At 68.0% G+C, this 26788-nt stretch carries 23 protein-coding genes and 1 riboswitch; of the genes, 7 read left to right on the forward strand and 16 right to left on the reverse strand.

Annotated features, from left to right (window positions below; translation table 11 throughout):
- Positions 1 to 28: 28 nt before the first annotated feature.
- Positions 29 to 1405, reverse strand: a complete 1377-nt coding sequence (locus FEZ61_RS02950) for an MFS transporter (RefSeq protein ID WP_242455090.1) — start codon at positions 1403 to 1405, stop codon at positions 29 to 31.
- A 118-nt stretch (positions 1406 to 1523) separates the two neighbouring features.
- Positions 1524 to 2378: an IclR family transcriptional regulator C-terminal domain-containing protein gene (locus tag FEZ61_RS02955; RefSeq protein WP_017642952.1), complete on the reverse strand. Its 855-nt coding sequence runs from the start codon at positions 2376 to 2378 to the stop codon at positions 1524 to 1526.
- 143 nt (positions 2379 to 2521) lie between these two features.
- On the opposite strand from FEZ61_RS02955, the gene FEZ61_RS02960 reads away from it, so the two are divergent.
- Positions 2522 to 3040, forward strand: a complete 519-nt coding sequence (locus tag FEZ61_RS02960) for an Mpo1-like protein (protein ID WP_064308427.1) — start codon at positions 2522 to 2524, stop codon at positions 3038 to 3040.
- Here the strand turns inward: FEZ61_RS02960 and FEZ61_RS02965 are convergent.
- From FEZ61_RS02965 to cobG, 7 genes are all read right to left on the reverse strand, one after another.
- Positions 3025 to 3789 carry an ABC transporter ATP-binding protein gene (locus FEZ61_RS02965; RefSeq protein WP_173147153.1) on the reverse strand — a complete coding sequence of 255 codons (765 nt, stop codon included), beginning with the start codon at positions 3787 to 3789 and terminating at the stop codon, positions 3025 to 3027. The two genes, FEZ61_RS02960 and FEZ61_RS02965, sit on opposite strands and share 16 nt — an antisense overlap.
- Complete coding sequence (locus tag FEZ61_RS02970; protein ID WP_173147155.1) at positions 3786 to 4820, reverse strand: iron ABC transporter permease; 1035 nt, start codon at positions 4818 to 4820, stop codon at positions 3786 to 3788. The genes FEZ61_RS02965 and FEZ61_RS02970 overlap by 4 nt, the downstream gene beginning before the upstream one ends.
- Positions 4817 to 5833 carry an ABC transporter substrate-binding protein gene (locus FEZ61_RS02975; RefSeq protein ID WP_173147157.1) on the reverse strand — a complete coding sequence of 339 codons (1017 nt, stop codon included), beginning with the start codon at positions 5831 to 5833 and terminating at the stop codon, positions 4817 to 4819. The genes FEZ61_RS02970 and FEZ61_RS02975 overlap by 4 nt, the downstream gene beginning before the upstream one ends.
- Positions 5834 to 5863: 30 nt before the next feature.
- Positions 5864 to 6011, reverse strand: a riboswitch (cobalamin riboswitch).
- 6 nt (positions 6012 to 6017) lie between these two features.
- Entirely contained in the window at positions 6018 to 7688 is a 1671-nt protein-coding gene (gene cobJ, locus FEZ61_RS02980) for a precorrin-3B C(17)-methyltransferase (RefSeq protein ID WP_173147159.1), read from the reverse strand.
- Positions 7676 to 8416: a precorrin-2 C(20)-methyltransferase gene (locus FEZ61_RS02985; protein ID WP_173147168.1), complete on the reverse strand. Its 741-nt coding sequence runs from the start codon at positions 8414 to 8416 to the stop codon at positions 7676 to 7678. Before FEZ61_RS02985 ends, cobJ begins: the two co-directional genes overlap by 13 nt.
- On the reverse strand, positions 8416 to 9042 hold the full coding sequence (locus FEZ61_RS02990; RefSeq protein ID WP_173147181.1) for a precorrin-8X methylmutase: 627 nt from the start codon (positions 9040 to 9042) through the stop codon (positions 8416 to 8418). The genes FEZ61_RS02985 and FEZ61_RS02990 overlap by 1 nt, the downstream gene beginning before the upstream one ends.
- Positions 9035 to 10321 (reverse strand): precorrin-3B synthase, encoded by a 1287-nt coding sequence (gene cobG / locus FEZ61_RS02995; protein ID WP_173147182.1) that lies wholly within the window; start codon positions 10319 to 10321, stop codon positions 9035 to 9037. The genes FEZ61_RS02990 and cobG overlap by 8 nt, the downstream gene beginning before the upstream one ends.
- A 1114-nt stretch (positions 10322 to 11435) precedes the next feature.
- On the opposite strand from cobG, the gene ltrA reads away from it, so the two are divergent.
- The 4 genes from ltrA to cobM all read left to right on the forward strand — a co-directional run bounded on the left by ltrA (position 11436) and on the right by cobM (position 16258).
- Positions 11436 to 13169 (forward strand): group II intron reverse transcriptase/maturase, encoded by a 1734-nt coding sequence (ltrA, locus tag FEZ61_RS03000; RefSeq protein ID WP_173147184.1) that lies wholly within the window; start codon positions 11436 to 11438, stop codon positions 13167 to 13169.
- A gap of 184 nt (positions 13170 to 13353) precedes the next feature.
- On the forward strand, positions 13354 to 14556 hold the full coding sequence (gene cbiE / locus FEZ61_RS03005; RefSeq protein ID WP_173147187.1) for a precorrin-6y C5,15-methyltransferase (decarboxylating) subunit CbiE: 1203 nt from the start codon (positions 13354 to 13356) through the stop codon (positions 14554 to 14556).
- Positions 14557 to 14807: 251 nt separating this feature from the next.
- Entirely contained in the window at positions 14808 to 15530 is a 723-nt protein-coding gene (locus FEZ61_RS03010) for a cobalt-precorrin-6A reductase (protein WP_173147188.1), read from the forward strand.
- On the forward strand, positions 15527 to 16258 hold the full coding sequence (cobM, locus tag FEZ61_RS03015; protein ID WP_160921922.1) for a precorrin-4 C(11)-methyltransferase: 732 nt from the start codon (positions 15527 to 15529) through the stop codon (positions 16256 to 16258). Before FEZ61_RS03010 ends, cobM begins: the two co-directional genes overlap by 4 nt.
- A 100-nt stretch (positions 16259 to 16358) precedes the next feature.
- Here the strand turns inward: cobM and deoC are convergent, their stop codons facing one another.
- Positions 16359 to 17036, reverse strand: a complete 678-nt coding sequence (deoC, locus tag FEZ61_RS03020) for a deoxyribose-phosphate aldolase (RefSeq protein WP_173147190.1) — start codon at positions 17034 to 17036, stop codon at positions 16359 to 16361.
- Positions 17037 to 17128: 92 nt separating this feature from the next.
- On the opposite strand from deoC, the gene deoR reads away from it, so the two are divergent.
- Positions 17129 to 17893, forward strand: coding sequence for a DNA-binding transcriptional repressor DeoR (deoR, locus tag FEZ61_RS03025; protein ID WP_173147192.1), 765 nt, complete (start codon positions 17129 to 17131; stop codon positions 17891 to 17893).
- Here deoR and FEZ61_RS03030 read toward each other — a convergent pair.
- The 4 genes from FEZ61_RS03030 to FEZ61_RS03045 form a co-directional block, all read right to left on the reverse strand.
- Entirely contained in the window at positions 17886 to 18971 is a 1086-nt protein-coding gene (locus FEZ61_RS03030; RefSeq protein ID WP_173147194.1) for an aldose 1-epimerase family protein, read from the reverse strand. The two genes, deoR and FEZ61_RS03030, sit on opposite strands and share 8 nt — an antisense overlap.
- 13 nt (positions 18972 to 18984) lie before the next feature.
- On the reverse strand, positions 18985 to 20316 hold the full coding sequence (fucP, locus tag FEZ61_RS03035) for an L-fucose:H+ symporter permease (RefSeq protein ID WP_173147196.1): 1332 nt from the start codon (positions 20314 to 20316) through the stop codon (positions 18985 to 18987).
- Positions 20317 to 20364: 48 nt separating this feature from the next.
- Positions 20365 to 21291: a ribokinase gene (gene rbsK / locus FEZ61_RS03040; RefSeq protein ID WP_017642936.1), complete on the reverse strand. Its 927-nt coding sequence runs from the start codon at positions 21289 to 21291 to the stop codon at positions 20365 to 20367.
- A 234-nt stretch (positions 21292 to 21525) separates the two neighbouring features.
- Positions 21526 to 22851, reverse strand: coding sequence for a DUF3100 domain-containing protein (locus FEZ61_RS03045; RefSeq protein WP_173147198.1), 1326 nt, complete (start codon positions 22849 to 22851; stop codon positions 21526 to 21528).
- Positions 22852 to 23180: 329 nt separating this feature from the next.
- On the opposite strand from FEZ61_RS03045, the gene FEZ61_RS03050 reads away from it, so the two are divergent.
- Positions 23181 to 24083, forward strand: coding sequence for a LysR family transcriptional regulator (locus FEZ61_RS03050; RefSeq protein WP_026084072.1), 903 nt, complete (start codon positions 23181 to 23183; stop codon positions 24081 to 24083).
- Between the two features lie 27 nt (positions 24084 to 24110).
- On the opposite strand, the gene FEZ61_RS03055 is transcribed toward FEZ61_RS03050, so the two are convergent.
- Both FEZ61_RS03055 and FEZ61_RS03060 read right to left on the reverse strand, forming a co-directional pair.
- A complete protein-coding gene (locus FEZ61_RS03055; protein WP_173147200.1) occupies positions 24111 to 25265 on the reverse strand; it encodes a M20 aminoacylase family protein in 1155 nt (384 codons plus the stop codon).
- A gap of 3 nt (positions 25266 to 25268) precedes the next feature.
- Positions 25269 to 26786, reverse strand: a complete 1518-nt coding sequence (locus FEZ61_RS03060) for an aldehyde dehydrogenase family protein (protein ID WP_173147203.1) — start codon at positions 26784 to 26786, stop codon at positions 25269 to 25271.
- Positions 26787 to 26788 lie beyond the last annotated feature (2 nt).

Here is a 26788-nt window from a genome sequence, read left to right on the forward strand (position 1 = left end):
GCCACCGGCAAAGGGGAAGCCGTCGACGCTAGGTCGCGTCGGCGTGGCTGACCACGCCCTTGATCAGCACGGCCAGGGCCGCGAGACCCGCGGGCAGGAGCAGTGCGGTGAGCACCTGGGTGAAGGTCCAGCCCAGGCCCAGCAGGGTCGCGCCCATCCAGGCGCCGGTGATGGCGCCGAAGCGGCCGATGCCGAGCATCCAGGACACCCCGGTGGCGCGGCCATGGGTCGGGTAGTAGCGCGCCGCCAGCGAGGGCATGGCCGACTGGGCGCCGTTGATGCACATGCCGGCCACCAGCACCAGAGTGGCGACCAGGGCGACCTGGCCCAGGCTCTGGCCCACGCAATAGGCGAAGATCCCAGCCAGCACATAGAACAGGCCGATCACCTTGTGCGGATTGAATCTGTCCATGGCCCAGCCGACGAAGACCGCGCTGAGCACCCCGCCGAACTGGAACAGCGCGCCGATCAGGGCGGCCTGCTCCAGGCTGGCGCCGGCGTCGCGCATCAGCGTCGGCAGCCAGCTGGTGAGCAGATAGACGATTACCAGGCCCATGAAATAGGTCAGCCACAGCAGCAGGGTGCCGGCGCTGTAGTTGCGGTTGAAGATCACCGCGAAGACGTTGCCGGTCTTGACCGACTTCTGCTCGGGCACCACGAAGTGCCGCGCCTCGGCGGCCTCGCGGCCGATGGGCGCCAGCACCCGGCGGGTGCGCTCGGCGCTCTTGCCGTGCACCACCAGATAGCGCGCCGACTCCGGCAGCCAGAGCAGCAGCACCACGGCCAGCGCCAGCGGCAGCACGCCGCCCAGCACCAGCAGGCTGTGCCAGCCGTAGGCCGGGATCATCCAGGCCGAGACGAAGCCACCGCCGGCCATGCCCAGGTTGAAGCCGCAGAACATGCTGGTCACCAGCAGCGACTTGAGGCGCTCGGGGGTGTATTCCGAGAGCAGCGTGGTGGCGTTGGGCATGGCCGCGCCCAGGCCCAGCCCGGTGAGGAATCTCAGGATCACCAGCTGTTCGAGGTTGGCGCTGAAGGCCGACAGCAGGCTGAAGCCGCCAAAGATGAAGGTGGCGACCACCAGCACGCCCTTGCGGCCGAAGCGATCGGCCAGCGGGCCGGAACCCAGGGCACCAAAGACCATGCCGCCCAGGGCGGCGCTCATCACCGGCCCCAGGCTGGCGCGTGGGATGCCCCACTCCACCGACAGCGCCGGGGCGATGAAGCCCATGGCCGCGGTGTCCAGCCCATCGAGAAAGACGATCAGAAAGCACAGGGCGACGATGCGCCACTGGTAGGCGGACAGCGCCTGGCGATTGATGAACTGCTGGACGTCCAGGGTGCCGACTGTCGCCGTGGCCGAGGAATCGGCCAGGGGCACGGCGCCCGCGAGGGTTTGCGTCATGGTGGTCTGCTCGTGTTGTTGTTATCGGCGTAGTGCGCCACTGCGCCGACGTTAAGCCCAACTCCGAACAGCTGACAATTCGATTATCGGCGATATGGCCGATAATCGACCAGATTCGCTAGTGAAACAGCCGGGTACTCAATTCCTGGCTGGCCGCCAGCAGCACCGGCAGGAAGCGCGTCTCCAGCTCCTGGCGACTGACCCGACTGGCGTGGGTGCCGACGTTGAGCGACGCCAGCACCTGGCCGGCGGCGTCTCTCAGAGGCACCGCCAGGGATCTCAGCCCCACCTCCAGCTCCTGGTCGACGATGACGTAGCCCTGCTGGCGCACCTGGCCCAGGCACTCGATGAGCGCCGGCGGCTGATAGAGGGTGCGGCTGGTCTTGGCCTGCAGGTCGGCGTGTTCCAGGTAGTCGTGCAGGGCGGCATCGTCCAGGGCGGCGAGCAGGATGCGGCCCATCGAGGTGCAATAGGCCGGCAGCCGGCTGCCGACGCTGAGGTCCACCGAGATCAATCGCTGCGGCGTCGCCGAGCGGGCGATGTAGAGGATCTCGTCGCCTTCCAGGGTGGCCATGGAGCAGGCTTCGTGCAGTTGCTCGCTCAAGCGATCGAGCACCGGCTGGGCGGTGACCGCCAGCGGCGTCGACGACAGATAGGCGTGCCCCAGGGTCAGCACCTTGGGCAGCAGCGAGTAGGTGCGGCCGTCGGTGGTGACGTAGCCCAGCTTCATCAGGGTATGCAGGCAGCGGCGCACCGCGGCGCGCGGGATCTCGGTGCGATGGCTGATCTGGGCGATGGTCAGCTGGCGCTTGCGCTCCTGGAAGGCATGGATGACCGCCAGGCCGCGGGCCAGGGAGGTCATGAAGTTGGGGTCGCCGGTGAAGGCTTCGATGCGCTTGGCCGGCGAGGCGATGATGGGCGGCGCGGCCAGTGGCGGCAGGCCCGTGGCGTGAGCGGTGCGGTTATCGTCCATCGGACCGGTCCTCGGCAGGCTTTTGATCGATTATCGAGCGAGGGGGCGATTATCGCAATCGCATTTCTCCTGGTGCCCGCTGACGCGCAGGGTCTTCCCGGTGCATGCTGAGGCTTCCCGCCCAGCCGCCTGGATGCCTGCCGATGAAGACCCTGGAAGATCATCTCAGCCATTACGCGAGCTACCACCGCGATCCGCGCAACATCGCCAGCCACTTTCCCGGCATCCTGCTGATCGTGCTGGCGGTGGCCATCCTGCTGTCGCGACCGGTTTTCAGCCTGGCCGGCTGGCCGCTGTCGCCCGCGGTACCGGTGGCCGGGGCGGTGGCGGTCTTCTACCTGCGCCTGGATCGGCCGCTGGGACTGCTGATGAGCGTGCTGCTTGGTCTTGCCCTCTGGCTGGGTGCCACGCTGGCGGCCCGGACCACGGGCGTCTGGCTGGGCTGGGGGCTGGGTCTGTTCCTGGTCGGCTGGGCCATCCAGTTCGTCGGTCACCACTACGAGGGGCGCAAGCCGGCCTTTCTCGACGACCTCACCGGCCTGGCCATCGGTCCGCTGTTCATCGCCACCGAAGCGGTCTTCTGGCTGGGTGGTCGCCCGCAGCTCAGGCAGGCGATCGAAGAGCGGGCCGGCCCGGTGCGGCGTCGTCAGCCCAGCCGATAGCGGATCGTCGGCCGACCGTCGGGGCCGTCCAGCGTCACCTGCGCCTTCACGCCCCAGACCTGCTGGATCAGCTCGGCCGTCAGCACCGCGGCCGGGGCGCCTTCGGCGACCAGGCGACCGTCGCGCAGCACCGCCAGGCGATCGCAGAACAGCGCGGCGAGGTTGAGATCGTGGATCGCCAGCACGCAGGTGGCCGGCAGGCGGCGGACCAGGTCGAGGATTTCCAGCTGGTGCTGGATATCCAGGTGGTTGGTGGGTTCGTCCAGCAGGAGTTCGCTGGGTTGCTGGGCCAGGGCGCGAGCGATCTGGGCGCGCTGGCGTTCGCCACCGGAGAGGCTGTGCCAGCGGCGGGCAGCCTTGTCGACCAGGCCTACCTGGGCCAGGGCCCGCTGGCAGACCTCGGCATCGCGGGCGCTCCAGGCATCGAGCAGGCCCCGATGGGGCGTACGGCCCAGGCGCACCACCTCGGCTACCGAGAGATCGGCTTCGGTACCGGCCTGCTGCTCCACCAGGGCTACCCGGCGCGCCAGGTCGCGACGTCGCAGGTCCTGCAGGGGCGTCTCGTCGAGGCTGACCCTGCCCTCCTCCGGCCGGCGCAGCCCGGCCAGCAGCCGCAGCAGGCTGGACTTGCCCGAGCCGTTGGGGCCGAGCAGCCCCAGCACCCCGCCGGGCGGTACCGCCAACGTGACCCCGCGGAGGATCGGCTGGCCGCCGGCGCTCCAGGCCACGTCCCGCGCGACGAGACTCATCGGACCTCCCGTGCGCGATAGAGGATGAAGGCGAAGGCCGGCGCGCCGACCAGGGCGGTGACCACGCCGATGGGCAGGGTCTGCTTGGCCACCAGGGTACGGGCGACGATGTCGGCCAGCACCATGAAGAGGGCGCCGATCAGCGCGCAGGTGGGCAGCAGCCGACCATGCCCGGGGCCGACCAGGAAGCGTGCCACATGGGGAATCACCAAGCCGACGAAGCCTACCGCGCCCACCAGGCTGACCAGGCAGGCGGTGATCAGGCCGGTGACGGCCAGCAGCAGCAGGCGCAGCGGCCCCACCGCCACCCCGAGACTGGCGGCGGCGTCTTCGCCAAAGGCGAAGGCATCCAGCGCCCGGGCGCAGGCCAGGCACACCAGCAGCCCGGCGAGCACCACCCCGGCGGCTAGCCAGACGTCCGGCCAGCGCACCCCGGCCAGGCTGCCGAGCAGCCAGAACATCACGCTGCGCGCCTGCTCGGCGTTGGCCGCGGTGGCGACGATATAGGCGGTCAGGGCATTGAACAGCTGGGAGGCGGCCACCCCGGCGAGGATGATGCGGGTGCTGCCGCCACTGCCCAGAAAGGGCAGCACCACGGCGAAGGCCAGCACGGCGCCGAGAAAGGCGCCGAGCGAGACCCCGAGCACCCCGCCGCCGATGCCCAACAGCATCACCAGCACCGCACCGGTGGAGGCGCCGGCCGACAGCCCCAGCACATAGGGTTCAGCCAGGGCGTTGCGCAGCAGCGCCTGGAGGATGGCGCCGGAGACCGCCAGGCCCGCACCGCAGCAGGCGGCGACCAGGGCGCGACTAAGGCGGTATTCCCAGACGATGCCCTGGACGATGCGCTCCACCGGATAGGGCCCCAGGCCCAGGCCGTTGGCGATGGCCTGCAGACTGGTCAGCGGGGCGATGGGCATCTCGCCGAAGGAGGCCGCCAGCACCACGCTCGCCGCCAGCGCCAGCACCGCGGCCAGGCCCAGCAGCCAGCGCCAGGGCCGGGCACCCTCGGCCGCCAGGGGCAGGCTCATGGTTGCGGCTTGGCCAGATCGGCGGCCAGGGCCTCGACGCTGTCCACCACCCGCAGCGAGGGATTGAGGGTCGGGGCGTCCACCACCAGCAGGTGGTTCTCGCGCACCGCGCGCAATTCGCGAGTCAGGGGATCGCTGCGCAGGAAGGCCAGCTTCTTGTCGACGTCATCGGCGGGATAGAGACGACGGTCCATACGCGCCACCACGATATAGTCAGGGTCCAGACTGGCGATGCGCTCCCAGCTCACCGCCGGCCATTCCTCGGCGCTGTCGACCACGTTGCGCAGGCCCAGGGCGCGAGCGATCCAGGCCGGTGCGCCGAGGTTGCCAGCGACCCAGGGATCGCCTTCCAGGCGCGGGCTGGAGAACCAGAACAGCACCGAACGCCCTTGGACCCCGGCAGCCTTGGCCTGCTCCCCGGCGGCGGCGATGCGGCGGTCGAGATCGGTAGCCAGGCGCTCGCCAGCCGGCTGCACATCGAGGATGGCCGCCAGTTCCCGGGCCTCGCGGGTCACCAGCTGCATGTCGAAGGGCGCGCTGCGGCTGCCGTCGCTGTTGGAATCAGCGGTCACCGCCTTGCCCTCGCAATCGCTGGGCGCCACATAGGCGGCGATGCCCAGCTTGGCGAAGCGGGGGAAGTCCGCCACCTCGCCGCCGGGGCCGACGTGATAGGTGTACTGCGCCGCCACCAGGTCCGGCCGGGTGCCGACCACGGCTTCGAAGCTGGGGGCGTTGTCGGCCAGGCGCGGAATGCCCTTGCCCTCCTCCTGCAGGTCCTTCGGCAGGCCGCCGAACCAGACCCCGGTACCCACCAGGCGCGCGCCCACGCCCAGGCGCAAGAGCAACTCGGTACTGGCCTGACCCAGACTGACCAGCCGTTGGGGCGCACGCTCGAAGACCAGGTCGCGACCGCAGTTGTGGATGGTCAGCGGATAGGTCGTGGCGGCCTGGGCGCTAAGGGCGGAAACAGATAGCAGGCCGGCGGCGAGCAGCGGTGAAAGACGGCGAAGCATGGACTCTCCTTGGGATGACGCGTCCCTTGTGGATGATGGGTGTCCCCTGGCGAGGTCTGGCTCGCTTCTCGCGAAGCTCACAGTGGCGCGACCGCGCCGGACTCTCACCGGCTTCCCGCCAGGGAACAGGAAGGTCGCCGAGGGTGGGCCAGCGGCGACCAGGATTCAAGCATTAAATGTTACTTTATAACAATTCCGGATCATACCAGCGCGGCGTATAGACCCACTCGCCGCCATCGGCCCGCGGAAAGCGCCGGGTATGGCTGGAGCCGAGGATCACCAGGGTGCGCGAATCCACCATGTCGCTGCGCAGGGCGCCGAGGCTGGTGTATTCGAGACCGCCACCCGGACGGCCGACATCGCGACCGAGGATCACCGGGGTGTTCGCCGGACGGCAGCTGCGCAAGACGTCCAGCGCCCGCTCCAACTGGTGCGGGCGGGCCTTGGAGATGGGGTTGTAGAAGGCCATGGCCAGGTCCGCTGCTGCGGCCTGGCGCAGGCGCTGCTCGATCACCGCCCAGGGCTTGAGGTTGTCGGACAAGGAGATCAGGCAGAAGTCGTGGCCCAGGGGCGCCCCGGCCAGGGCGGCGCTGGCCATGGCCGCGGTGATGCCCGGCAGGATCTCCAGCTCCACCGCCGCCCAGCGCGGATCATCGGCGCCTTCCAGCACCTCCAGCACCGCGGCGGCCATGGCGAAGACACCCGGATCGCCGGACGACACCATGACCACCTGACGGCCGCTGGCGGCCAGCTCGAAGGCATGGCGGGCACGCTGCAATTCTTCGCGGTTGTCGCTGGCATGGGCCAGTTGGTCCGGGCGCAGGGGGCCGGCCATCTGCACGTAGGTCGCGTAGCCGAGCACGTCCTGGGCCTCGTCCAGAGCGCGGCGCACTACGGGTGCCATGAGCTCGGCCGCACCCGGGCCGAGGCCCACCACGCTGAGGCGTCCGCGGTGCTGGCCGAGGTCCTCGGCGTCCAGGGGCCGGTCATGCAGGTGCAGGGCGATGCCCCGCTCCTGGGCCCGTTCCACCGTCGTCAGGGCGAAGTCCGGCGTGTTGGCGTCGACGAATCTCAACGGCACATCCAGTGCCTGGCTCAGCTCGGCCAGGCCGGGCACGGCCATGTCTTCCGCCCGCGCCAGCAGCACTGCCACGGCACCTGGCGCATAGCCGGTGCTGGCGAGCAGCGCGGTGACGGCGGCGGCGGTGGCATCGGCGCGTACCGCCACCAGCACGGCGCGGGGATGGATCAGCAGGGTATGGTCGTCGGCGCTGGTCATGGGCGAGACCAGGATGCGCTGCCGCGCCGCGGGATCGCGGGCCAGGGGCACCTCGTCCAGCCAGGGCGCCTCTCCCTCGATGCGTACCGGGGCGCCGGCCAGCAGATCGGCCACCCGATGCTTGGCCACGTCGACGTCGGCCAGGGCATAGCCGGCCGGTGGATCGAGCAGGCAGGTGCCGAATCTCAGTTCGCCACTGGTGGTGATGGCCGGGGCCACCGCCAGCAACGTGCCCAGCTGACGGGCCAGGCGATTGGCACCGGCCAGGCCGCCCAGCAGCGGCACCACGGCGCTGCCGTCCTCGGCCACCGCAAGGACCGGCGGCTCGGCGGTCTTGTCATCCAGCAAGGACGCCAGGCTACGGATGACGATGCCGGCGGCGCAGAGCACCACCAAGGGCCGCTGCTGGCGATAGAGGTCACGCAGGTGGTCGCCGAAGGCGCTATAGCTGACATCGCCCTCGACCCGCCCGGCCAGGCCATGCACCAGGCTGCCCGGCAGGCCGTCCTGCAGGCGGCGGGCGGTGGCCAGGGCACCGGGGCCGAGGATGACGATGGCCGGGCTCAACCCTTCCATTTCACCCCCGGCACCACCACCAGCGAGAAATACGGCGAGGCCATGGGCTCGACCTCGTCCAGCGCGACGATGCGCTGGTTGTCCATGGTGGCGCGCTCGATATAGCGGGCACGCTCGTCCAGGCCGAGCTCGCGCAAGACCTGGCGCACCTTCTCGAAATTGCGCCCGAGCTTCATCACCACGGCGGCGTCGGCGCTGGCGAGGCGCGCCTTGAGTTCCTCGGCGGAGAGCACCCCGGAAAGCACCGTGAGGGTCTGGTTGCGATAGACCAGCGGCAGACCGAGCATGGCCACACCGCCGAGCATGGAGCAGACCCCCGGCACCACCTGGGCCTCGTAGCGCTCGGCCAGGCGGTCGTGCAGGTACATGTAGGAGCCGTAGAAGAAGGGATCGCCTTCACAGATCACCGCCACGTCACGGCCGGCGTCGAGATGGTCGGCCACCTGGGCGGCGGCGGTGTCGTAGAAGTCGGCGATCACCGTCTCGTAGGACAGCGGCGGCGCCAGCTTCTCGGTGGTCACCGGATAGACCAGCGGCAGGCGCTGCTGGCCGTCCAGCAGATAGCCCTCGATGACGCCATAGGCATTGCCGCCCTGGCCCGCGTTGGCCTTGGCCTTGGCGACGAAATAGGCCACCACCGGCGCGCCCTGCAGGAGGCGCAGGGCCTTCAGGGTGATGAGTTCCGGATCGCCGGGGCCGACGCCCAGGCCGAGCAGGCGGCCGGCCATCACTCCACCTCCGTGGCCAGGGCATTGACCGCTGCCGCGGCCATGGCACTCCCGCCACGGCGGCCGCGGACGATGACGTAGGGCACGCCGCGACTGTCGGCGGCCAGGGCGTCCTTGGACTCCCTGGCACCAACGAAGCCCACCGGCATGCCGAGGATCAGCGCTGGCCTGGGCGCCCCGGCATCGAGCATCTCCAGCAGATAGAACAGCGCCGTGGGGGCGTTGCCGATCACCACCACGCTGCCGGCCAGGTGCGGCCGCCAGCGCTCCAGGGCCACCGCCGAGCGGGTGTTGCCCTGGGCCACGGCCAGCTCGCGGATACCCTCGTCGTGCAGGGTGCAGATCACCTGATTGTTGGCCGGCAAGCGAGTGCGGGTAACGCCCTCGGCGACCATGCGCGCATCGCAGAGGATGGGCGCGCCGGCCGCCAGGGCCGCGCGACCGGCCGCGCCGGCACCCGGGGAAAAGGCCAGGTCCTGGACCACGTCGACCATGCCGCAGGCGTGGATCACCCGCACGGCGAGCTTTTCCAGGTCGGCGGGGATGGCCGAGAGATCGGCTTCGGCGCGGATGGTGGCGAAGGATTGGCGATAGATCGCCTGGCCGTCGCGTTCGTATTCAAGCATCACTGGGACTCCGGGCCAGCCAGGCGGCGGCCTCGTCGAGAGAAAGGTGGGTGGCGCGCCGCCGGCCCGGACCGGGCTGGGTGGCGTCGCGCACGAAGAGGTCATAGCGACCGGGGGCCACCGCCAAGAGGGTATGGGGCGCCTGACCGGCCAGGGCGCAACTGCGCGGGCAGCCGGAGAGGTGTACCTCCACGCCTGCCGGCAGCCGCTCGGCCAGGCGCAGGGCATCGCCCTTGGTGTCGGCCTGGCCCTTGGCGCAGCCCTGGCTGCCGGTACAGGCGATCAGCCGGGCCAGGGGTGCGGCAGGGTCGGTGGTCAGGTCCAGGGTGGTCAAGGCCGTGAGCAGCGCCTGGGCCTGGTCGACCGGCACATCGGGCAGCAGCAGGCCCTGCCAGGGGGTCAGGTGCAGGTCGCCGTTGCCGAGGTGCTCGGCCAGGTCGGCGACGGCGGCCAGGCTCGTTGCCGGCAGGCGGCCTAGGGCGGGCTGGGCGCCGATCCAGCAGTGACCCGGCTGAAGCTGGGGATGGCTGCCCAGGCGCAGCTCGGTTGCGGCCGCCGCGCGTGGGCTGCGCGGAACCGGCAGCAGGTCCAACCCCACCAGCAACTCTGCGGCCGGGCACTGAGCCAGCAGCTGGCGCATGCGGCTCTGCCCGGGACCGGCCAGGTCGAGAAAGCGATGCAGCAGCCGTGCGACGGTCGCCACCTCCTGGCCCGGGGCGATCAATCCAACCGGCGCATCCAGTGGGATACCGGCGAGACCAAGCGCATAGCCTTCGGGGCGAGCGGACAGCCAGACATCATGGGCATGGTCGAGCCGCGCCAGGCCCTCGCCGCCGTCCAGCTGCAGGGCGAACTTGGGCGACAGGCCATGCAGCCGGCGGTCGCCTTCCAACAGGGCGAGCAACTCGGCGGCCAGGGGACGGACATCCTGCAGCTGCTGCGGATCGCGCCCCGCCGTGGGGCTGAGCAGCAGATTGCGCACGTCATCGGCGGCCGGATCGCTCGGGCCCAGACCGGCGGCCTGCAAGGCAGCCACCAGGGCGTCGGCGCCGTCCGGGCGCACGCCGCGCAATTGCAGGTTGGCCCTATTGGTCAGCTCCAGTACCCCGTTCGCCCAGCGCTCGCTGGCGGCGGCGATCGCTCGCGCCTGGCCTGCCATGAGTCGCCCGCCCGGCAACTTCACCCGGCACAGGCCGCCATCGCGCGCGGGCACGATGCGCAGCAGGCCCGGACAGGCCGAAGGCCGCGGGACGAGGGCGGAAGGAGACGGAGGATTCACGGCGGAAGGTCGGGCTGAACGGGGAAAGACGTTATTATGCCCGCTTTGGTGCGACACGTATGCTCGTGTTGTGCTTGGTCGACCAGCTTAGTCTTGGCGCCGAAACCCTTGTTCTACAGGGGTTTGAAGCCTAAATAAAGCACGAGAGCCGGCTCTGCCGCGCCTGATTCGACCCACTTGTGGGGACAATGCGATCCCTGCTTGCCAGGGTAAGTACGTCTCAAATTTGGCCATTTTTGGCTATAAATTGATCAATCAGACGTAACAGAGAGCAATTTCTGCCAACGAAATTGTATCTAAATGTAACAAGACTTCCTGCGGGTGATTTGACCCCGCAAGGGGTCAATCCATCTCTGGGATGCCTTGGTCTCATTTGGCCCACTGCCAACGTCGTGAGACGCTAGGGTATCTCGTCCAAGCACGGAGCAACCGCTCCGCTGTGCATTGCTCAACTTCGCTTACATAGGAAGCACCGAGCCTGGCATGTACCTGCCAGTTCACTACATCGGCATGCGTCGGGGGCCAACCCTGAGGTGTGAAGCCCGGTGGACAATGTCCTATCCCGCAAGGGACACGCTTGACTGGCAACAGCTTCGTGAAGCTTCCGAACTGCACGGAAGCCTAGGGCTAGTGACCCAACCCGTATGGTTAACACATGTGAACCGTTGTTAGACCCCTCGTAAGCATAACTGGGCCTACGGCAGTTAATAGGCCCTGGCCAAAATCGGCATAGCAGTCTGGCGCTCGTTGTCAAAGCTAACGACGCGGTACCACTACGACTGTCGGGGGAGAGACGGAACCTAACCGGGGAATCGATGCGCATCGGGGAACGTGGCAATCCCGACCACCCGCCTAACCAGCAACATCGGAAGGCAGGCAATCCGCAAGGAAAGCTGTTGGGTGTGGGGAATGGGAGGGTGCAAAAAGCGAATGGCTGTCTGTAATGGGCGGCATATCGATTGAAACATCATCGACAGGGGCAACCCTGGCTGACGTGCACCTGGTTTACGGGCGCATGATCTAGTGCTGATTTCCAGCGAAACGACCCTAGGGGCGACTTCAACCCCTAGGGGGAGAAGTCCGTCCCGAAGGTTACTAACCTGAGGAGGACTGTATGAATACGCAACCAGCAACATCGGTTTCGTCTGCGTCTCCTGACGGTGTGAAGGGCTGGCACGATCTCGATTGGGCCAAGATCCAGATCTCCGTTCGGAAAACGCAGTTGAAGATTGCGCAGGCAACAATGGCCGGTGACTGGCGTAGGGTTAAACGCCTGCAACGGTTACTGACCCATTCGTTTTATGGCCGCTGTCTGGCTGTAAGACGGGTGACTGAAAACCGGGGTCGCAAGACTCCGGGCGTTGATGGAGAAACCTGGGGGACGCCCCCAGCCAAGCTCCGCGCCGCGAAGCGTCTATCGGAGATACGAGGCTATCGACCCAAACCGCTAAAGAGGGTTTGGATACCGAAGCCAGGGAAGAAGGAAAAGCGCCCGCTAGGCATACCGACGATGTTTGATCGGGCCATGCAAGCGCTCTACCTGTCCGCCCTGGAACCCGTCATCGAAAGCACCAGCGACCCGAAAAGTTTCGGCTTCCGGCCGGATCGCTCGACCGCTGATGCGATGGTTGAAATCTTTCAGTTAATGTCGAGAGACGACTCACCTGTGTGGGTTCTGGAAGGTGACATCACGGGGTTCTTCGACAACATCAATCACGAGTGGCTGTGCCAGAACGTCCCTATGGACAAGAAGGTACTGCGGCTGTGGTTGAAGGCCGGGGTAATTGACCGGCGACACTTCATGGCTACGGAGGCCGGGACGCCACAAGGCGGGATTATTTCGCCGTGTTTGGCTAACGCCACCCTTAACGGCTTGGAGATGCAGCTCAAAGGCCATCTGGCCAGAAAGCTAGCGGGTACCGACGCCGATACGCCCAGAGTGCATGTGGTGCGATACGCGGACGACTTCATCATCACAGCGGCTACCAAAGAGCTGTTGACTGACGAGGTCATACCTTGGGTCGAGCAATTCCTGTCAGTACGAGGGGTGAGCTTGTCCGAAGAGAAAACGCGGATAACCCACATCCTTCAGGGCTTCGATTTCCTAGGGTGGAATTTCAGGAAGTACGTCCCGAAGTCGCCTTACCGCCGGACCAAGCTATTCATCAAGCCTTCGAAAAAGAACATCTCAACGTTCTATCGCAAGGTTAGAGAAATAGTAAAAACCAGCGGGGCATTGACTCAGGAAGAGCTAATCGGACGCCTGAATCCGGTGCTGAAAGGGTGGGCTCAATACCACTCTCCAGCCGTGGCAAAGAAAGCCTTCAGCCGGTTAGACAGCTTGATCGTCTGGCTGCTGCGAAGGTGGGCGAAGCGCCGCCATCCGAAGAAGCAAGCTAATTGGTGCCGGAATAGATACTTCCATTCCATAGGCAAGCGAAATTGGGTTTTTGCGCATCCCTACAGAGGTAAGAAGGGTGAACGCAAGTTCTGCCAGCTATACCAGCTCGCGGACACTGAGATAAGGCGACAACCGCGGCTATCGGGTGGGTACCATCCATACGATGCGAAACACGAGGAGAAATGGGAAAAACTAAGAGTTCGACGAATGCAGCACAAACTGCATTTCAGAAAACAAATCCTGTATCTCTTCCAGCGGCAGAAAGGACTCTGCGCCTTATGTGGTCACGCGGTAAATAAGGAAACTGGCTGGGACGACCATCACGTCATTCGACGGGTGGACGGCGGCAAGAACACCCTGAAAAATCGCGTGCTCATACACCCCAACTGCCACTCGCTGGTGCATAGCCAGCGGCAACAGGTAACCCTGAGATATAGCGGTCTATGATGTTAGGATCGCACGTCACAGTTGCCGGCCAGCCTATGGCTGGTTTTTCGTAAGCTTGAGCCGTGTGCTGCGAAAGTCGCAAGCACGGTTCTTAGGGGGCTCCGGGTCAGATAATGACTCCGGGGCCACCCGACCCCGACCCCTTGAAAACGCCCGGTCGGCTGACGTTCGATGAGGTGTGTTCATGATCCCCTGGCTGACCGTGGTGGGTATCGGCGAAGACGGCTACCCCGGCCTCGGCAAGCAGGCCCGCCGCGCCCTGCTGGAAGCGCAGGTCGTCATCGGCGGTCCGCGCCAGCTGGCGCTGCTGCCACCCTGCATCCGCGCCACTCGCGAGCCCTGGCCGCAGCCCTTCGCCCTGGCCCCGGTCCTGGACCGCCGCGGCACCTCGGTCTGCGTGCTGGCCAGCGGCGATCCCATGCTGTTCGGCGTCGGCGCGAGCCTGGCACGCCAGCTGTCGGCCGACGAACTGCAGGTGCTGCCGGCGCCCTCTTCCTACTCCCTGGCCGCTGCGCGCCTGGGCTGGCCCCTGCAGGAGGTCGCGTTGCTATCGGTGGTGGCCCGGCCCCTGGCCGGGGTGGTGCGCCATCTCCATCCCGGCGCGCGCCTGCTGGTCTTGAGCAACGACGGTCACAGCCCCGCCGCCCTGGCCGCCCTGCTGGTGGACCAAGGCTTTGGCGCCAGCCAGCTGCAAGTGCTGGAGCACCTGGGCGGGCCCCTGGAACGCCGCATCGCCGGTCGCGCCGAGGCCTGGTCGCTGACCGAGGCGGCGGCGCTCAATCTGGTCGCCATCGAGGTCCTGAGCGAGACCGGTGAAGCGGGACTGCCGCTCACCCCCGGTCTGCCGGACAGCGCCTATCGCCACGACGGCCAGTTGACCAAGCGCGACGTGCGCGCCGTGACCCTGGCGCGTCTGGCGCCGCGTCCCGGCGAACTGCTGTGGGATGTGGGCGCCGGCTGCGGCTCCATCGGCATCGAATGGGCGCGCAGCCATCCCGGCTGCCGGGTGCTGGCCATCGAGGCCAATGCCGGTCGTCAGGCCCATATCCTCCATAACCGCGACCACCTCGGCGCCCCGGCGCTGCACCTGGTGGCTGGCCAGGCACCGGAGGCACTGGCCGGCCTGGCCACTCCGGACGCCATCTTCATCGGCGGCGGGCTCACAGCGCCAGGCGTGCTGGACGCCTGCTGGGTCGCCCTGCGGCCCGGCGGCCGCCTGGTCGCCAATGCCGTGACCCTGCAGACCGAAGCCGCCCTGGTAACCTTTCGTGAGCGCCACGGTGGTGATCTGACCCGGTTGCAGGTGGCCCAGGCCCAGCCACTGGGCGCCTTCGATACCTGGCGTGCGGCGCTGCCTATTACCTTGCTGGAAGTGGTGAAGCCGTGAGTCTTGGCTTGGGTTTGGCCCCCTCACCCCAGCCCTCTCCCCATGGGGGAGAGGGGGTGGTTGGGTGGTGGCTTGGAAGTCTGGCGTCTGGGCTACCGCCCGCTGCTCTGCTCAACAGAGAGACTAGCAGTCCTGCTCCCCGACTCGACGCCAAGCACCGCTCTTCCTCCCCTCTCCCTGGGGGAGAGGGGCCGGGGGTGAGGACACGCCATGCATGACGAAGCCTCCGCCGCTCTTACGGAAAACCGCCCATGAAGATCCTCCTGCTCGGCGGTACTACCGAAGCCCTGGCCATCGCCCGCACGCTGCCGGCGGAGGCCATCTACAGCCTCGCCGGCCTGGGTCGGGTGCCCCAGGACCTGCCCTGCCAGGTACGGGTTGGCGGCTACGGCGGCGCCGCGGGGTTGGCCGCCTTTCTCCACAGTGAAGGCATCGAGCTGCTGCTGGACGCCACCCATCCCTACGCCGCCCGGATCAGCCACAACGCCGCCCAGGCCGCTGCTGACGCTGGCCTGCCCTGCTGGGCGCTGCGTCGCCCCGGCTGGCAGGCCGGACCGGGCGACGACTGGCGCGAGGTGGCCGACTGGGCCGAGCTGCAGCGAGCCCTGGCACCCTTCGCCCGCCCCTTCTTCACCCTGGGTCGCGAGCCGCTGGAGCATCTCCAGGAGATTCCCGGCGGGCAGTTCTGGACCCTGCGCCTGCTCGACACCCATCCCGGCCACGTCCGGGCGCGGATCATCGCTGACCGCGGCCCCTTCGCCCTGGAGGCCGAGCGCGCGCTCTTCGCCCAGGGCGACTTCGATGTGCTGATCAGCAAGAACAGCGGCAGTGCCGCCACCCAGCCCAAGCTACAGGTCGCCCGCGAACGCGGCCTGCCGGTGCTGATCCTGCGTCGCCCTGCCCTGCCCAGCGTCGACCGCGAATTCGCCAGCGTCGCCGACATGCTCGCCGCCCTGGCCGAGGAAACCCCATGACCGTCCATTTCATCGGCGCCGGCCCCGGCGATCCCGACCTCATCACCGTCAAGGGCCAGCGGCTGATCCGCCAATGCCCGGTGATCCTCTATGCCGGCTCCCTGGTGCCGCCCGCGGTGCTCGAGGGCCATCGCGCCGAGACGGTGATCGACACCGCCCACCTGGATCTCGACGCCATCGTCGGCCACCTGGCCGCTGCCCACGCCCGTGGCCAGGACGTGGCCCGGGTGCATTCCGGCGATCCCTCGCTGTACGGCGCCATCGGTGAGCAGATCCGCCGCCTGCAGGCGCTGGGCATCGCCTACGAGATCGTCCCCGGCGTGACCGCCACCGCCGCCTGCGCGGCCCTGCTGGGTTGCGAGCTGACCCTGCCCGGCGTCAGCCAGACGGTGATCCTCACCCGCTATGCCAGTCGCACGGCCATGCCGGAAGGCGAGGCGCTGGCCGACCTGGCCCGCCACCGCGCGACCCTGGCCATCCACCTCGGCGTCGGCCAGCTGGAGCGCATCGTCGCCGACCTCCTGCCGCACTACGGTCCCGGCTGCCCGGTGGCCATCGTCCACCGCGCCAGCTGGCCGGATCAGGACAGCGTCCAGGGCACCCTGGCCGACATCGTCGAACGGGCGCGGGACAAGGATTTCCGCCGCACCGCGTTGATTCTGGTAGGCGAGGTGCTGGCACCGGGAGATTTCCAGGATTCCAAGCTGTACCGGCAAGGACCGGGGTAGCACCCGTAGGTTGGGCTGAGGCGGCTCCTCCGCCGAAGCCCAACACAAGGCGGCACTGTTGGGCTTCGCTGCGCTCAACCCAACCTACGTCGTACCTGCCTCAATACCCCGCCCCACCCTCGCCGCCGCTGACGATGGCCACGCCCGAGCTGGTCCCCAGGCGGGTCGCGCCGGCGTCCAGCATGGCCTGGGCAGTGGCTCGGTCGCGGACGCCACCGGAGGCCTTCACGCCCATGTCCGGGCCCACCTCCTCGCGCATCAGCCGCACGTCCTCCAGGGTCGCGCCGCCGTGGCCGAAACCGGTGGAGGTCTTGACGAAGGCGACCCCGAGGTCGCGGCAGATCCGGCAGGCCTGGCGCTTCTGGGTCTCGTCGAGCAGACCGGTCTCCAGGATCACCTTGAGCGGCACCGCGCCACAAGCCGCCTGCACCGCGGCGATGTCGGCGGACACCTCCTCCAGCAGGCCATCCTTCAGCCAGCCGAGGTTGAGCACCATGTCGATCTCCCCCGCCCCGGCGGCGATGGCCCGCTCGGCCTCGAAGGCCTTGGCCGCGCTCAGCCCGGCGCCGAGCGGAAAGCCCACCACCGCGCAGACCTTGACCGCGCTGCCGGCCAGTTGCGCCGCGGCGTGGGGGACCTGGGCGGAATTCACGCACACCGAGTAGAAGCCATGGGTACGCGCCTCCTGGCACAGGCGGTCGATCTGGGCGCGGCGGGCATCGGCGGCGAGCAGGGTGTGGTCGATGGTCTTGGCGAGTTCGCCGGGTTCAAGCTGCATGGGGCCTCCTCAGGCACGGGTAGCGTATGATCGGATCAGAATTCTTTGTTCGTGTGGCCTGTACGTCTTGTCGGACTCCCGTAGCACCTCTCATGGATAGCAAGAAAGCCGCCCGGCTCAAGCTGATGCACCAGGCGTTGCAGGACCAGCACGCCATTCACCTGCGCGAGATGGCCCAGTTGCTGGGTGTCTCGGAAATGACCCTGCGCCGCGACCTGCGGCTCCCGCCGGACGGCCTGCGGCTGCTCGGCGGTCATGTCACCCGCGATGTCGGCGGCAGCGAAGCGCCGGGCTACCAGGTGGTGGAACAGGACCTGCGCCAGGTCGAAGAAAAGCGCCGCATCGGCCGGCTGGCCGCGGCCCAGATCCGTGCCGGCGACACCATCTTCCTCGATTGCGGGACCACCACGCCCTTCGTGGTGGACTTCATTCCCGATGACCTGGAATTCACCGCCGTCTGCCACTCGCTCAATGTGCTGCTCAAGCTGCAGCAGAAGGTCAACTGCACCCTGGTGGTGTGCGGCGGGACCTTCCAGCGCAAGAACCAGATCTTCGAGAGTCGCCTGGAGACCGGGGTGCTCGATGGCGTCCGCCTCACCCATGCCTTCGTCTCGGCGGCCGGGGTGAGCGCGGACTTCGGCGTCACCTGCTTCAACTTCAACGAGGTCGAGGTCAAGCAGAAGGTCCTGCGCCAGGCCCAGCAGCGGCTGCTGCTGGTCGACCATACCAAGTTCGACGTGGTGCGCGCCGCACACTTCGCGGCGCTCACCGACTTCGACGGGGTGGTCAGCGACGGCCGCATCCCGCGCAGTTATCGCGAACGGATCGAGGCGAACGGCGCGCAACTGCTTACCTGATCCGCGCCGGGTCGGCCAGGCGCGTCAGCAGCGCCTCGCGCTCGGCGGCGGCGAGATAGCCGGTGCGCACGCTGAAGGCGCGCCGTTCACCCGATTGCAGCTGCTGCACCTGCCCCTTGGCGGTCTCGGCCAGATAGCCCTCCGGCTCGCAGGTCGCCGGCAGCACGAAGGCCGCCACCTGCTGGTCGGGGTTGTGCAGCACCCAGCGCGTGGCATGGGGCAAGCTCTCTGGGCGATAGGCCGTGTAGAAGGCGGCGCCGCTCGGATGCTCCAGCAGGAAGTGCGCCTCCCCCGCCGCGTCGGTACCCGGCGCATCGATGAAGCTGACGATTTCCGGCTGGTAGCGCTCAGGCGCATCCAGCACCCGCAGCCGCTCCGAATCTTCGGCCAGCTCGGCGATGAAGGCCTGCCAGTCGGCGGTCGGCCGCACATGGGCCGGCACGCTGGTGCGCACCCGGGTGCGGGCCACGCCCAGCGGCTCATGGAAGCGCCCGCCGGGTACGTAGGCGTAGTTCATGTGCGCCATGTACATGAGGTCCATGGGCTGGCCGGCCTGGTTTTCCACTTCCAGGCCCAGCTCGAACACGGCGCTGTCCGGCCTCAGGGTCACGCTGGGCTGGGCACGATAGCGATCGCCAAACCCCATGGCGTAGTCATGGCGCCCGCCCAGGCGCAGGAAGTCACCCTCCGCGTCCCGACCCAGCTCCAGCCAGGCCTCGTCCAGCGGTGCGCAGGGCAGTTCGCCGTGCAGCTCGTGGCTGTCCTCCGGCGCCGGGCAGCCATTGCGCAGCACCCCGGCGTGGAACATGAAGCAGCCATAGGTCTCGATGATCCGCCGGGTTGGCCGCGGCTGGTCGAACAATCCGGGCATGGTCAGGCGGCAGCCGTCGAAGCTGGCGTCCCAGACCATCTGCCCCTGGTAGGGCAGTACGATCAGCCGGCCGCGGCGATTCTCCAGCGCCAGGGCGCGCACCCCGGAGGGATAGGTCCAGGCGCGCACCTGGAAGGCGTCGCTGGCGAGCAGGGTGCGCTCGCATGCGGTGAATTGCTCAGGCTGCAGGGGCAGGCGTACGGACATGGCGGCGCCCTCCTCAGGCAGTCTGGGCGGCGCCCACCGGCAGCCGCTCGCTGGCCGGATGACGCAGGCAGTAGAGGGCGTAGGCGACGATCACCGTGAAGCACAGCAGCGGCACCGAATAGGCCAGCTGCATGTTGCCGCCGGTGTAGTCCGACAGCAGGCCTTGGAAGATCGGGATCACCCCGCCACCGACGATGCTCATCACCAGCAGCGAACCGCCGAATTCGGTATCGCGGCCGATGCCGTCGACGGTCAGGCCATAGATGGTCGGCCAGCAGGGGCCGAGGAAGATGCTCACGCCCACGGCGGCGTACACCGCGGTGATGTTCGGCACCAGGATGGTGTAGGCCAGCAGGGCGATGCACAGCACGCCGTAGACGCCCAGCACCTTGGCCGGATGCCAGCGACGCATCAGCAGGTTGGCGATCAGCTTGCCGACGAAATAGGCGGCGAAGGTGGTGAGCAGGAACCAGGAGGCGCTGCGCTCGTTCATGCCACCGAGCTGCATGGCCAGGCGGATGGTGAAGCTCCAGACGCCGACCTGGGCGCCGACATAGAGGAACTGCGCCAGTACGCCAAAGACGAAGCGCGGATTGCGTCTCAGCCGACCCAGGCTGGCGGCCATGCCGTCGCGCTCGCTGCGCACGGCATCGTTGCCCTTGCAGGCCGGATAGCGGGTACAGGCGATCAGCACGAAGATCAGCACCAGCACGCCGATCATCCACTGGTAGGGCGTCAGGGTGGCCTGGATCATCTGCAGCTGCTGGGCGGCGGCCTCGGCGGGATTCATCTGCAGCAGCTGCGCCTGGCTGGCGTCGCCGTCCTTGAACATCACGAAGCTGCCCACGTAGACGCCGGTCATGGCGCCGAAGGGGTGGAAGGTCTGGGAGATGTTCAGCCGGCGGGTGCCGGTCTCGCGCGGCCCCAGCAAGGTCGAATAGGTGTTGCAGGCGGTCTCCAGGAAGGAGAGCCCCGCGGCGATCACGAACAGCGCCAGCAGGAACATGCCGTACTTGGCCATGGACGCGGCCGGAAAGAACAGCAGGCAGCCGACCATGTAGAGGAACAGGCCGAAGAGGATGGTCGTCTTGTAGCTGAAGCGCCGCACCATCAGCGCGGCCGGCAGGGCCAGGAAGAAATAGCCGAGATAGAAGGCCGACTGGACGAAGGCGGTCTGGAAGTCACTGAGCAGGAAGGCCTTCTTGAAGTGGGCGATGAGCACGTCGTTCATGCTCGCCGCGGCGGCCCAGAGCGCGAAGATGCAGCACAGCAGGATGAAGGCGAACCACGGCGTGCGGTTCAGGTAGTAGCCGTCGGCGCTGGGCCGCAGGGGTGACTGGCTCATTGTTGTTCTCCGTAGGGGTGCCAGGGTGAGGGGATCGCCGACCTTGCGTCAGAGATCCAGGGACGCGAGGTAGTCTTCGAAGACCGCAGCCTCGGGATAGGAGGTCTGGGTGCCGCGCCCGGTGACCGACAGTGCCGAATAGGCTACGGCGCGCTGCATGGCGTCCCGCAGGCCGAGGCCCTGGACGCGGCCATGGGCGAAGCAGCCGATGAAGGCATCGCCGGCGCCGGTGGTGTCGATGGCCGCCACCGGCTGGCCGGGGAGGCTGAATTCGCCCTCCTCGCCCACGTACAGCGCGCCCTGGGCACCGAGGGTGACCACCACATGGCGGATGCCGCGACCGGCCAGCACCCGCGCCGCGGCGAAGGCGCTCTCGCGATCCCGTACCGGCAAGCCGCTCACCAGGGCCAGCTCGGTCTCGTTGGGGACGAAGTAATCCAGCCGGGCGAGGTGCGCGGCGCTCAGGTCGGCCACCGCAGGGGCCGGATTGAGCAGCACGGGGATACCCAGGCGCTGGCCGCAGTCGATGGCGGCATAGACGGTCTCCAGGGCGATCTCCAGTTGCAGCACGATCAGCGCGCAGTCGCGCAGATCGGCTTCCGCGGCCTGGATGTCGGCCGGGCCGAGGGCGGCGTTGGCGCCCTTCACGATGAGGATGCTGTTGTGCGAGTCGGGCTGGACGAAGATCGGCGCCACCCCGCTGGAGCGACCCGGCGCGCGGGTCACGTGACGGGTGTCGATGCCGAAGCGGCGGAAGTTGGCCAGGGTGTTGTCGGCGAAGAGATCGTCGCCGACCTTGGTCACCATCAGCACCTCGCTACCCAGCTTGGCCGCGGCGACCGCCTGGTTGGCGCCCTTGCCGCCACAGCCGAGGGCGAAGTCCGGCGCTTCCAGCGTCTCGCCCTGCACGGGCAGTCGCTCGATGTAGGTGATGAGGTCGACCATGTTGCTGCCGATGACCGCGATTTTGCCCATGCCGAGGCGCCTCCGTTTTCTTGATGTTATTAAATTAACGGTTTTTGTTAATTTTCCATCATAGATACTGCAACTCCGGGCACAGCTCAAGCGCCGGTGATCGCCCACGGACGACACCGGGCCGCCAGGACTCAAGGCTGGGAGCTGCGACACGAAATGCAGGGACAGGAGAGTCAGACGAGGGGCAGTACGGTAGCGGGAAGCGGCGCACCGGGGACCCGGTGCGCGCGAGGATCAGTGAAACACTTCGGCGATGAAGGCCGCACCGATGAAGGTGCCGAAGCTGGCGACCAGCGAAACCACCACGATGCGCCAGCCGAGGCGGCGGAAGGCCGGGATGTCCTTGGCGATGGACAGGCCGGCGAAGGCCAGCATGGGGGTGATCAGCGCCATGATGCCGACCGCGTTGTGGGCGGCGGTGATCTGCGGCGCCAGCGGGCACCAGGGCGAGGTCAGGAACATGGCCACCAGCGATACCCAGCACACCGCCGGCACCTTGCGGCGAAACAGCTGGCAGAGCAGTTCGCCGACGAAGGCCGCCAGGATCATCACCGCGACGCCCAGGAAAGCAGCCGGTGGCAGGGTCTTACTCATCACCAGGGTCGCCAGCAGCGCCAGGGCACCCGAGGCCAGCCAGGCGCTGAAGCGTGCCGACCAGCCCAGTTCCACGGGCTCGTCCACCACGGCGGCATCCACCGAACTCTGCTGGAAGGAGGCCTTGGTGGTACGGCCGATGCGCGGCTCCATCACCCGGTAGCCCCAGACCGCCAGCGGCAGGGAGATGAACAGGGTGAAGTAGGTGCCCAGGGTCAGGGTGATGAGGTTGGCGGCGGCGGCCAGCGCCATGACCTCCTTGGCCACCTCGGCGGTCTGCTGGGCCGCGATGGCACCGGCCGCGGCGGCCATGATGCTGCCCGAGCCCAGGCCGGCGCCCATGGCCAGGGAATAGGGGTGAAAGATGTTCAGGCTGGCGATGAAGCCGGCGACGATGGCCATGAACACTGCGCCGAACAGGGTGCCGGTCAGGTACTCGGCGAGCACGCCACGACCTTCCGGGGAGTCCATGCCATAGCGTTCGCTGATGATCGCCAGACTCGGTTCGCGCCCCACCGAGAAGGTGGCGCCGATGGCCTCGCGCTTGATGCCCAGCAGCAGGGCCACCGGCAGGCCGAGCAGGATGGTGCCGACGAAATGCCCCAGCTCCTGGAAGGCCAGTGCCCAGCCGGCGGCGATCACCGTGGGCAACGAGCCACCCACCACCAGGCCGAGCTTGGCGATGAACACCAGCAAGGCGTATTGCAGAATGGCCGCCGAGCGCACCTGGGCGCCGCGGTCGATACCCAGACCCAGCGGCATGCGCTTGCCGACCTGCCCCACCGCCGCACCCAGCAAGAGCGCCCAGATCATCGGCAGCAGCACCACCTTGCCCGGACCCAGCGGTATGGTGAGGGAGCCGATCAGCTCGGCGATCAGCAGCACCAGCGCTGCCCAGATGTAGAGTCTGACGGTATTGCTGACGGCTCGGTCCTGGCCCACGGCCAGCGTCGGATTGGCGCTCATTCTTCCCCCTGCGGCCCGCTCGCGGGCTCGGTTGTTGGTATGGTTGGCAGTCGCGGGCGGCGAGGCTCGCTGGGCAGAAACGAAGGCTCCTCGAAGGAGCACGACCCGGTCGTTCTAGGTGCCTAGGCAAAGTTGCATGCGCGTTTTCCGAAGGGTGGAACGCCTGCAGGAACGCCATCCTGCGCGGCCCTTTCCGCCTTCCGAGGCCTTGCGCCGCGGGCTTCGCCCAGGCCGGGGCGGCCGTGGTCTTGGCCCGAGTATGGACAGCGGCCTGTTCTCTCTCCAATACTGGAAATGGCCTTTTCCGTTGCCTTTAAGAGAACACACGGATGCGTGGAATTCACGAACAGCGCTTGCATTATTTCGTCGAAGCGGTGCGCCTGGGGAGCGTGCGCGCCGCAGCTGACGCCCTGGATATCGCCCCTTCCGCGGTCAGCCGGCAGATCGCCCAGGTCGAGGCGGAGCTGGGCGTCGACCTCATCGAGCGACACCGCCGCGGCATCACCCCGACCGAGGCCGGGCGCCTGGTGCTGGACTATTTCCGCCAGCGCCAGACCCAGCTCGACGGCCTGAGAGACGCCATCTCCGACCTGCAGGGCCTACGCACCGGCCGCGTGGTGCTGGCCATCGGCGAGGGCTTCATCGGCGACCTGTCGTGCACCCTGGGCGACTTTTCCGCGCGGCATCCGGAGATCGAGGTCAGGGTCAATGTGGTGGGCACCAACGAGGTGATTCGCCAGGTGATGGAAGACGAGGCGCAACTGGGGCTGGTGTTCAATCCGCCGCGCGATCCGCACCTGCGCGTACATGGCAGTCGCGAGCAGCCGCTTTATGCGCTGGTGGCACCAGGGCATCCGCTGGCCGGAGCCCGGGCGCCCGTGACCCTGGCTGAGCTGGGCCAGCACCGCCTGGCGCTGCCGGATATTTCCTACGGCATCCGCCAGATGCTCGACGCCGTGGAGCAGGCCGCCGGCCAGCGCCTGGCACCAACCCTGACCTGCAACACCTTCGCCCTGCTTAAGCACTATGCCCAGCAGGGCGGCGTAACCCTGCTGCCGCTGTTCGCCGCCACCCAGGAGCTGGATAGCGGCGCCTTATGCGCCCTGCCCCTGGCCGATCCGGGTTTCGCCCGCGCCCACGTCGAGCTGGTGACCCGCCTGGGGCGCAAGCTCAGTCGCGCCGCGGACGAGTTGCGCACGGCCATGGTGCAGCAGATGACTGCCTTTCGCTGAGCGTCGGCGGCCGTCGCTGTAAGAGGCCTAGACCGGCAACTCCTGGCGCACCAGCTCCGCCCACAGCCGCACGGCCGGCTCGATGATGGCGTCGTTGAAGTCGTAGGCCGGGTTGTGCAGCGGCGCCGAGGGTCGCTCACCATCGACACCCAGCCAGAGATAGGCCCCCGGACGCGCCGCCAGCATGAAGGCGAAGTCCTCGGAGGCCATGGACGGTGGCACGCCGTCGCTGACCCGCTCGGTGCCAAAGACGGTCACCGCCGCCTGACGCACCCGCGCCGCCTGCTCGGGATGGTTCTGGGTCACCGGATAGCCACGGGTGAATTCCAGCTCGCCCCGCACGCCCTGGGCCAGCGGCGCCTGGGCGACGATCTCGCCGATCAGCCGCTCCACCTCGGCGCGCACCGCGCCATCCAAGCAGCGCACCGTGCCCCTGAGCCGCGCCACCTCGGGGATGACGTTGATGGCCTCCCCCGCCTCCAGCATGGTCACGCTGACCACCGCGGCAGCCAGCGGCGAGATCCGCCGGGCGACGATGGTCTGCAGCTGCAGGATCAGGTCCGCCGCGGCGACGATGGGATCGCGCCCGCGCTCGGGCATGGCCGCATGGCAGCCCTTGCCGGTCAGGGTGATGGCGAAGGTGTCCAGCGAGGCCATCATGGCGCCCGGATTGACCACCACCTGGCCGGCCGGCAATCCAGGCCAGTTGTGCAGGCCGTAGATAGCGTCCATGGGGAAGCGCTCGAACAGACCGTCCTCGATCATCTTTTGCGCGCCGCCGAGATTTTCCTCGGCGGGCTGGAAGACGAAATAGAGGGTGCCGCGGAAGTCGCGGTGCTCACTCAGATGGCGCGCCGTGGCCAGCAGGATGGCGGTATGGCCGTCATGCCCGCAGGCGTGCATGCGCCCGGCGGCGGTGGAGCGGTGGGGGACGTCCCCCACCTCCTGCATCGGCAGGGCGTCCATGTCGGCGCGCAGACCCAGGCTGGGGCCCTCGCCGTGACGCAGCACCCCGACCACGCCGGTCCCACCGAGGCCACGATGGACCTCCAGGCCGAAGCCCTCCAGCAACTCGGCCACCCGCGCCGCGGTGCGGTGCTCGGCGAAACCCAGTTCCGGATGGGCGTGGAAATCGCGACGCCAGCTGCGGGCGTCGTCCAACAAGGCTTGATGGAGGGTCATCTGTTACTCCAGGCTGGCGCCGTAGCCGAAGCCGGCGGCGGGCACCGCGGCGGTTTCCACCCAGACGCTCTTCACCTCACTGTATTCGCGCAGGGCATCGAGGCCCGAGGAGCGACCGTAGCCGCTCTCGCCGTAGCCGCCGAAGGGCGAGCTGACGTGGATGGTCTTGTAGCCGTTGACCCAGAAGGTACCGGCGCGCACGCCCCGGGCCACCCGGTGGGCGCGACCGACATCGCGGGTCCAGACCGCCCCGGCCAGACCGAAGCGGCTGTCGTTGGCGATGCGGATGGCGTCGGCCTCGTCCTTGAAGGGGATAGCCACCACCACTGGCCCGAAGATCTCTTCCTGGGCGCAACTCAGGCCGTTGTGACCGGCCAGCACCGTGGGATTGACGTAGTAGCCGGTCCCGGCGGGCAGCGGCTCGACGCCATTGGCGACATGCCGCGCGCCTTCACCCAGGGCGCCTTCCACCATGTTGCGCACATGGGCGAATTGCTTGGCGTTGTGGATCGGGCCGATCTGGGTCTCGGGATCGCTCGGATCTCCCACCTTGAACTGGCTGGCGGCGCGGGCCACCGCCTGGATGAAGCGCTCGTAGATGGATTCCTGCACCAGCAGCCGCGAACCCGAGACGCAACTCTGACCGGCACCGGAAAAGATCGCCGCCTGGGCGCCGCGTACGGCGAGGTCCAGGTCGGCGTCTTCGAAGACGATGTTGGCCGACTTGCCACCCAGCTCCAGCACCACCGGGATGCAGCGCTGGGCCGCGGCGGCGGCGATGTGCCGGCCGGTGGCCGGCGAGCCGACAAAGACCACCTTGCGGATGTCGGCGTGGGCGATCACCTGCTGGCCGACGGTATGGCCCTGGCCGGCGAGCACGTTGACCAGGCCCTTGGGCGCACCGGCGCGTTCCACCAGCACGCCCAGCAGCAGCGAGGTCACCGGAGTCAGCTCGGAAGGCTTGAGGATCACCGCGTTGCCGGCGGTGATGGCCGGGGCGATCTGCCAGCCGCCGGTAAAGATCGGCGCATTCCAGGGGGTGATCTGCAGCACCGTGCCCAGGGGTTCGTAGGTCACGTAGTTGAGGTGGCTGGTGGGCACCGGGATGACTTCGCCATGCAGCTTGTCGGCCCAGCCGGCGTAGTACTCGAACATCTCGGCGACCTTGAGCACCTCGACGCGGGCATCACGGATCGGCTTGTTGGCAGTCAGCGATTCCAGCTGCGCCAGGGCCTCGGCCTCCTCACGGATCAGCGCGCCGACACGGTAGATGATGCGCCCGCGCGCCTGGGCGGTCAGGGCGCGCCATTCCTCGCGCGCCCGGCGGGCGGCGGTATCGGCGCGCTCGACCACGGCCAGGTCGGCATCGGGGTAGCTGTAGGCCGGGCTGTCGTCATGGGCGTTGCGCACGGTGATCCGCTCGCCGCTGCCATCGACGAAGGCGCCGTCCACAAAGCTTGCGACCTGCTGGCGGTCGCCCCAGAAGGGCTTGAGCAATTCCAGTGTCTTGGCGTTCATCATGA

It is taken from the genome of Pseudomonas sp. MS15a(2019) (genome assembly GCF_013277805.1).
GTDB lineage: Bacteria > Pseudomonadota > Gammaproteobacteria > Pseudomonadales > Pseudomonadaceae > Chryseomonas > Chryseomonas benzopyrenica.

Coding starts and splice junctions, on each gene's coding strand:
- rbsK (WP_017642936.1), bottom strand. CDS start 21,291: ATGGGCAAAATCGCGGTCATCGGCAGCAACATGGTCGACCTCATCACC.
- FEZ61_RS02965 (WP_173147153.1), bottom strand. CDS start 3,789: ATGAGTCTCGTCGCGCGGGACGTGGCCTGGAGCGCCGGCGGCCAGCCG.
- FEZ61_RS03060 (WP_173147203.1), bottom strand. CDS start 26,786: ATGATGAACGCCAAGACACTGGAATTGCTCAAGCCCTTCTGGGGCGAC.
- FEZ61_RS02985 (WP_173147168.1), bottom strand. CDS start 8,416: ATGGCCGGCCGCCTGCTCGGCCTGGGCGTCGGCCCCGGCGATCCGGAA.
- cobJ (WP_173147159.1), bottom strand. CDS start 7,688: ATGGAAGGGTTGAGCCCGGCCATCGTCATCCTCGGCCCCGGTGCCCTG.
- FEZ61_RS02970 (WP_173147155.1), bottom strand. CDS start 4,820: ATGAGCCTGCCCCTGGCGGCCGAGGGTGCCCGGCCCTGGCGCTGGCTG.
- deoR (WP_173147192.1), top strand. CDS start 17,129: ATGGATAGCAAGAAAGCCGCCCGGCTCAAGCTGATGCACCAGGCGTTG.
- FEZ61_RS03010 (WP_173147188.1), top strand. CDS start 14,808: ATGAAGATCCTCCTGCTCGGCGGTACTACCGAAGCCCTGGCCATCGCC.
- deoC (WP_173147190.1), bottom strand. CDS start 17,036: ATGCAGCTTGAACCCGGCGAACTCGCCAAGACCATCGACCACACCCTG.
- FEZ61_RS02990 (WP_173147181.1), bottom strand. CDS start 9,042: ATGCTTGAATACGAACGCGACGGCCAGGCGATCTATCGCCAATCCTTC.
- cobM (WP_160921922.1), top strand. CDS start 15,527: ATGACCGTCCATTTCATCGGCGCCGGCCCCGGCGATCCCGACCTCATC.
- FEZ61_RS03055 (WP_173147200.1), bottom strand. CDS start 25,265: ATGACCCTCCATCAAGCCTTGTTGGACGACGCCCGCAGCTGGCGTCGC.
- FEZ61_RS03045 (WP_173147198.1), bottom strand. CDS start 22,851: ATGAGCGCCAATCCGACGCTGGCCGTGGGCCAGGACCGAGCCGTCAGC.
- FEZ61_RS03030 (WP_173147194.1), bottom strand. CDS start 18,971: ATGTCCGTACGCCTGCCCCTGCAGCCTGAGCAATTCACCGCATGCGAG.
- FEZ61_RS03050 (WP_026084072.1), top strand. CDS start 23,181: ATGCGTGGAATTCACGAACAGCGCTTGCATTATTTCGTCGAAGCGGTG.
- FEZ61_RS02960 (WP_064308427.1), top strand. CDS start 2,522: ATGAAGACCCTGGAAGATCATCTCAGCCATTACGCGAGCTACCACCGC.
- cbiE (WP_173147187.1), top strand. CDS start 13,354: ATGATCCCCTGGCTGACCGTGGTGGGTATCGGCGAAGACGGCTACCCC.
- fucP (WP_173147196.1), bottom strand. CDS start 20,316: ATGAGCCAGTCACCCCTGCGGCCCAGCGCCGACGGCTACTACCTGAAC.
- FEZ61_RS02950 (WP_242455090.1), bottom strand. CDS start 1,405: ATGACGCAAACCCTCGCGGGCGCCGTGCCCCTGGCCGATTCCTCGGCC.
- FEZ61_RS02955 (WP_017642952.1), bottom strand. CDS start 2,378: ATGGACGATAACCGCACCGCTCACGCCACGGGCCTGCCGCCACTGGCC.
- ltrA (WP_173147184.1), top strand. CDS start 11,436: ATGAATACGCAACCAGCAACATCGGTTTCGTCTGCGTCTCCTGACGGT.
- FEZ61_RS02975 (WP_173147157.1), bottom strand. CDS start 5,833: ATGCTTCGCCGTCTTTCACCGCTGCTCGCCGCCGGCCTGCTATCTGTT.